Origin of the sequence: Micromonospora sp. AMSO1212t (genome assembly GCF_008868145.1) — a bacterium.
In the GTDB taxonomy this organism is placed as follows: Bacteria; Actinomycetota; Actinomycetes; order Mycobacteriales; family Micromonosporaceae; genus Micromonospora; species Micromonospora tulbaghiae.
The window spans coordinates 41,450-47,724 of sequence record NZ_WBKS01000034.1; the positions used below are offsets into that span (position 1 = coordinate 41,450).

The following is a 6,275-nucleotide window of genomic DNA, read 5'->3' on the forward strand; positions in this document are numbered from 1 at the left end:
GCATCCAGTGTCACCTATGGGCAACCCGTCGGAAAAGAGGCGGACACGCTGTCGGGGTGGTCGCCGTACGGCGGCCACCCCGACAGCGGTGGGGTTCAGGAGCTGGGGCAGGTGTTGCGGTACTCCTGGATCGCCGACCCGCTCGGGCCCGGGCAGAGGAACTGCTCGTAGCGGGTGTCGTCGTCGACGAACCGCTTCAGCCAGGCCACCATCTGCTTTGCCGTCGGCGTGTTCGTCGTCTGCGGGAAGAAGTGGCTCGCGCCGTCCAGCTCCAGGTACGCCTTCTCCGAGGACGCCGGGATGCTGTTGTAGAACGGGATCGAGTGGGTCGCCACGGGTGCCACGCTGTCGGTCTCGCCGCCGATGATGAGCGTCGGCACCCGCACCTCGGACCAGGTCTTGTCCAGGTTCCACGGCGCGAGCGGGACGGCGGCCTGCAACGACGGCCGGGCCGCCGCGGCCTCCAGGCTGCCGCCGCCACCCATCGAGTGCCCGGCCACGGCGAGCCGCGAGGAGTCGATCCGGCCGCGCACCGAGCTGCGCTGGGTCAGGTAGTCCAGCGCGGCCAGGAGCTGGCGGCCCCGGCTGTCCGGCTGGTCCAGCCGGGTGTTGGTCTCGATGCCGATCACCACGAAGCCGTGCGAGGCGATCCGCGGTCCGAGCCAGCTCAGGCTGGACCAGGCGGCGGTGTAGCCGGGCGAGATGGCGACCGCGCCGAAGGTGCCCTCGGCGGTGCTGGTCGGGTAGTAGATGACGCCGCCGCCGAAGCCGGTCACGCTCAACGAGGAGACGTTGATCGACGAGGTGGCGAACGGGCCGCGGCTGGCCTCCAGGATGGCGCTCGTGGGCGCCGGGCCGCGCTCGTAGGGGCTGGCCGCGCTCGCCGCGGCCGGGACGGCGAGGGCGCCGCCGGTGGCGAGCAGTGCCGCCACGGCGAGACGGGCGAGGGCACGGACGGGGGTACGGGAACGGGTGGTGGGCACGTCGGTCACTCCTTGCGCCGGAATTACATCGACATGCGTCAGCATCCGCGTCCGGGCCACCGGCGCGCATCGGTGAAATCACCGGTCCCCGGGCGGTGACCCGGCCGTGACGTGCACGGCGGACGATGGACCCCATGCATCCGACCCGACGGCCCCTGACCCGGCGGCACCTGCTCGGCGCGACCGCGGCGGCCGGCGTCACCGGCCTGGCCACCGGCTGCGACCCGGACCGCCCGGCGGGCGGGACCGCGGTGTCCGACGACGCGCCCGCCCTGGATCCGGCCAGCTGGGACAGCGTCCGCGCCCAGTTCGCGCTCGACCGCTCCCGGGCGCACCTGGCCACGTTCGTCTTCGCCCCGCACCCGGCCCCGGTACGGGCCGCCGTGGCCACCCACCGCGCCGGCCTCGACCGGGACGCCTCCGGCTACCTGGCCGCGAACGAGGAACGGCTGGACCGGGCGGTGCTCGCCGCGGCGGCCGGGCACCTCGGCGCCCGCTCGGACCACATCGCGCTCACCGACTCCACGACCATGGGCCTCGGCCTGCTCTACGGCGCGATCCGGCTGCGACCGGGCGACGAGGTGCTGACCACCGAGCACGACTTCTACGCCACCCACGAGTCGCTGCGGTTGCGCGCCGAACGCGACGGGGTGACCGTACGCCGGGCCCGCCTCTACCGCGACGCGGCCACGGCCGGGGCGGACGAGATGGTCGCGGGCCTCACCGCGGCGCTCACGCCGCGTACCCGGGTGGTGGCGCTGACCTGGGTGCACTCCAGCACCGGCGTGAAGCTGCCGGTACGCCGGCTGGCCGAGGCGGTCCGCGAGCGCAGCCCGGAGGCGTTGCTCTGCCTCGACGCGGTGCACGGCTTCGGCGCCGACGCGTCCACACCCGAGCAGCTCGGCTGCGACGTGCTGGTCTCCGGCTGCCACAAGTGGCTGCTCGGGCCGCGCGGCACCGGCCTGGTCTGGGCCGCCGAGCGGGCGTGGGCCCGGATGACGCCGGTGATCCCCAGCTTCGACGGACGCGACATCGGTCGCTGGCTCGCCGGCGGCACGGGTGGGCAGCCCGTGCCGCCGGGCCCGGCGCACACGCCCGGCGGCTACCACAGCTTCGAGCACCGCTGGGCGCTCGCCGACGCGTTCGCGTTCCACCGGCGCATCGGCCCGGCCCGGGTCGCCGAGCGCACCCGGGAGCTCGCCGGCCGGCTCAAGGAGGGGCTGGCCGGCATCCGGGGCGTCCGGCTGGTCACGCCGCGCGCCGCCGACCTGTCCGCCGGTGTGGTCTGCTGCGAGGTGCCCGGCGTGCCGGTGGGCGAGGCGGTGAACCGGCTGTGGTCGGCCGGTGTGGTCGCCAGCAGCACCCCCTACCGGCCGTCGTACCTGCGCTTCGGCGCGACGATCGCCAACGGCGAGCAGGACGTGGAGGCGGCGCTGCGGGCGGTCCGCACGCTGGCGTGAGCCGGCACGGTCGTCACTCGGTGAACTCGCAGAAGGACAGCGCCCTGTCGAACCGCCGGGCGGCGAGGTCGTCGTGGCGGATCAGGAACCGCGCGTTGACGAACTCCTCGTCCGGCACGCCGAACTGGGCCAGCGGCACCCACTCGCGCATCACCCGCTGCCGTTCCTCGTACAGGGCCACCATCTGCTCCGGGCGGGGCAGGGACCTCGCCTGCCGCTCCCGCTCGGGGTCCATCATGATCACCTCAGGGGGGTCCTGCGCCGAGATGGTGTAGCCGCCGATGAAGACGTCCTCCGGCAGCCACCAGTTCCGCTCCGGCCAGAGCTGCTCGAGCAGCGCGCTCATCTGCTTGAGGTGCGGCATGTCGCGCAGGAGCTGGATCTGGGTGGCGCTCAGCCACTCCTCCGAGCGGTCGAGCCAGTCCGGCAGCTCCGCCTGCAGCCCCGCGTACATCTCGTGCTCGGGGGCGAGGAACGGCTCCATCTCGGTGTCGGCGGGCACGACGTACTCACCGTCCACCGTCTCGGCGCCGGCCGGGACGTACACGACCCGCGCGAACTCCTGCTCGGGCTCGATGCCGCAGGCGTCCAGTGCGCTCTCCTGGTCGAGGAAGAACAGCAGCGTGCCGTCTGCCGGCAGGGCGAGGTCGGGCACCCGGGGCAGCGCCGCGCAGTCGAGCCGGAGCAGGAACGGCAACGGGAAACCCTCCGAGCACGTGGGCCACGGCATGCCCACCGGCAGCCGCGGCCGCCCGCCCCGCCGCCCGACATGCACACCCTCCTCGCGCTGGCAGGCGTGGATCTGGAACCGGATCAGCTCCGCGAAGCGGGCCACCTCGTCCTCGGGCACACCCTGCTCGATCGCCGCCCGCCGGAATTGATCTCTCTCGTCCATGATCGTGGAGAGTAGCCGCACCGTCCGACATGGAGTGTGCCCGGCACGGGCGGGATCAGGGCCCGGCGCGCGGCCGCACCGCCGGTGACCAGGTCACGTCGTAGCGCTCGGCGGCCACCGCCTCGGCGAACGCGGTCGCCGCCGCCGGTGAGCCGGCGATGCGCCAGTCCTTCTCCTTGTCCACCTCGAACCAGATCAGCCCGATCAGGTTCGGATAGCGGGGCAGGGCGCGGAACGTGTCCCGGATCCACCGCGCCTTGTACCCGGCGGCGTCGGCGGCGCCGGTCTCGGTGACCACGAGCGGCTTGCCGGTGACCTTGCGGATCTCCGCGATCGTCGGACCGAAGATCTGGTCGAACGACCAGTACGTCTTGGTGAACGCGCCGCTGCCGTAGTAGCCGGTGACGCCGACCCAGTCGACGAACTCGTCGCCCGGGTAGAGGCCGGTGAGCCCGGCTGTCGTCTTGTCCCAGCGGGCGTTCGGGCTCCACACCCAGGTGACGTTCGTGGCGCCGGCCTCGGCGAAGAGGTCGTGCACGTGCCGCCAGGCCCGGACGTAGTCGCCGGGGCGGTTGCCGTTGGCCCGCTCGCACCAGGGGTACCAGTCGCCGTTCATCTCGTGCGCGAAGCGGATCGCCACCGGGTAGCCCAGCGACCGGACGCCGTCGGCCCAGGAGCGCACGTACGCGTCGAAGTCGCCGCGCGCGATGCGGGCCAGCCGGTAGTCCGGCTGGGTGGCGCGCAGCCGGTCGATCTGCCGGTCGGTCAGGCCGGTGCGGCGGGCCGCCTTGTCGACCGTGTGGTCCCACGGCTCCCAGCCGAGCATCGGCATCATGCCCCGCTCGGCGATCCGGTCGAACAGGCTCCGGTCGAAGGCGGCCGACGCCCAGTCGGCACCGAAGAGCATCACCTGCGGCGACCGCCCGGCCGCCTCGGCGAACCGGTCCACCGGCGCGAAGTCGTACGGGCCCTTGTCGGTCATCACCCCGAAGAACGCCTGCCCGGCCGGGGGGAACGGGCCGCCACGCGGGCTCGGCACGACCGCGGCCGGCACGTCGGTGCTCGCCTGCGGCGTCGCCGGGGCGGGCCGCCGCGCCGAGGCGCCCGTGCCCGGGTCGCGCCACGCGCCCGGCGCCACCACGAAGGCGTACGCGAGCAGCAGCAACCCGGCCAGCGCCAGGCCCATCCGGGGCAGCGTCGGCCTCAGCACGGCACACCGCCGTCGGTCACGGCCCGAGGCACCACCTGCGGTTCCCGGGCCGGTTCGGCGGCCCGGTCCCGCCGGGCCCGCAGACTCTCCGCCCAGGAGATCAGCGGTGGGGCGAGCCCGGTCAGCAGCGTCAGCGCCGGCCAGACCCGCAGCAGCGGGTAGTCGTGGTCGAGCGCGAAGCTCGCCGCGAGCAGCCCGGCGGCGGCGAGCGCCCAGCACAGGTGCAGCCGGAACGTGCGCGGCGACTCGACGGTGCGCAGCGCGCCCTTGGCGGTGACCACGAAGCCGAGCTTGCGGCGCAGCAGGGCGCCCACCGCCGCGGCCACGTAGACCGGGCCGGCGAACAGCGCGAGCGCCATGCCGACCATGCCCACCTCCTCGCGCTCGTGCGGGGCGATGTTGAAGCGGCGCAGCCAGAGCCAGAGCAGGAACCAGGTGCCGATGGTAGAGCCCCACAGCGTCGCCCAGACCTGCGGGTCGAGCCGGCCCGCGTCGACGCCGGTCAGCAGGTACAGCGCGGTGGCGGCGTTGCCCAGCAGCAGGCTCACCGCCACGCTCGGGTAGTAGAACTGGAGCAGCCGGTACTGCCAGCGACGGCGGGACGGCAGGTCGCGCGGCGTACGCAGCTCGCGCCGGAGCAGGATCTCGCAGATCCCGGCCGCCCAGCGCTTCTGCTGGTTGAAGTAGTCCGCCCAGGAGGTCGGTCCCTCGCCGAGCGCCACCACGTCCGGGGTGTAGACGCCCTTCCACCGGTTGCCGGTGGCCGGGTTGACGGCGGCGTGGACGCGGATGCTGGTGAGGTGGTCCTCGATGATGGAGTCCTGGTAGCCGCCGATGGTCCGCCAGGCCGCCGGCCGGTAGAGGTGGCCGGTGCCGGTCAGCAGCGGCGCGTCCAGGCCGTTGCCGCCCCGGGCGATCAGCCCGTTGTAGAGGTACTGCTGCACCGAGGCGCCGTGGGCGACGAAGTTCTGGTGCATGTTGCCGTAAACCTGGGGGGTCACCACGAACGCGACGTCCGGGTCGCGGAAGTAGCCGAGCGTGCGTTCCAGGAAGTTCGGCAGCGGCACGTGGTCCGGGTCGACGTTCGCGACCACGTCGTAGCGGTGCTCGTGCTCGGCCCGCCAGGCGTTGTGGTTGCCGGACTTGGTCCGGGCGCGGAACTCGCCGCCGGGCCGGTTGTACTCGGGCCGGCCCTTGCGGGTGAAGTGGCGTACGCCCAGCCGCGCGGCCATCGCCCGTACCGCCGGGTCGTCGCCCTCGTCGAGGATCCACACGTCGACGTGCCCGCAGTAGACGATCTCCCGCAGCCGGCGCAGCGTCCGCTCGGCGACCTCGATCGGCTCCTTGCTCGGCACGATGGTGGTGAGCAGGGCGACCCGCAGGCCGACCGGCGGGTCGACCGGCACCGGGTCCCGGGCGTGGTACGCGAAGACCCAGACCACCACGTTCTGCGCCAGGCGGATCAGTTCGACGCCGACGACGACGCAGAACGCGAGCCGGGCGGCGACGGTCTGCCAGCCGCCGAGCCCGACGACGCCGGGGCCGGGCACGTGCTGGGGCAGCAGCAGCCAGCCGACGAAGACCAGCCCGGCGGCGCTGTTGACGAGCACCAGCAGCGTCAGGACCAGTCGCGCGGCGACCGAGGCGGCGGGGCGGAACTCGACCGCCGCGTCGGGGCGTCGGGGCGGGCGCAGCGGGCCGGCGGTGGCGCCGCAGCGCGCGTACGC

5 protein-coding genes are annotated in these 6,275 nt (G+C 73.9%); 1 reads left to right on the forward strand and 4 read right to left on the reverse strand.

Translation table 11 applies throughout. The features are described from left to right. Positions 1-95: 95 nt before the first annotated feature. A complete protein-coding gene (locus F8279_RS11970) occupies positions 96-983 on the reverse strand; it encodes an alpha/beta hydrolase (RefSeq protein ID WP_091418440.1) in 888 nt (295 codons plus the stop codon). Positions 984-1,117: 134 nt separating this feature from the next. Between F8279_RS11970 and F8279_RS11975 the strand changes: the two genes are divergently transcribed. Then, positions 1,118-2,443: an aminotransferase class V-fold PLP-dependent enzyme gene (locus F8279_RS11975; RefSeq protein ID WP_091417339.1), complete on the forward strand. Its 1,326-nt coding sequence runs from the start codon at positions 1,118-1,120 to the stop codon at positions 2,441-2,443. Positions 2,444-2,456: 13 nt separating this feature from the next. Here the strand turns inward: F8279_RS11975 and F8279_RS11980 are convergent, their stop codons facing one another. The 3 genes from F8279_RS11980 to F8279_RS11990 all read right to left on the reverse strand — a co-directional run. Further along, positions 2,457-3,338, reverse strand: a complete 882-nt coding sequence (locus F8279_RS11980; RefSeq protein WP_225853237.1) for a DUF1963 domain-containing protein — start codon at positions 3,336-3,338, stop codon at positions 2,457-2,459. 55 nt (positions 3,339-3,393) lie between these two features. Continuing rightward, on the reverse strand, positions 3,394-4,548 hold the full coding sequence (locus F8279_RS11985; protein ID WP_091417336.1) for a glycoside hydrolase family 26 protein: 1,155 nt from the start codon (positions 4,546-4,548) through the stop codon (positions 3,394-3,396). Continuing rightward, on the reverse strand, positions 4,542-6,275 hold a 1,734-nt coding region (locus F8279_RS11990), incomplete at its 5' end, for a glycosyltransferase family 2 protein (protein ID WP_151499955.1). The genes F8279_RS11990 and F8279_RS11985, both read right to left, overlap by 7 nt.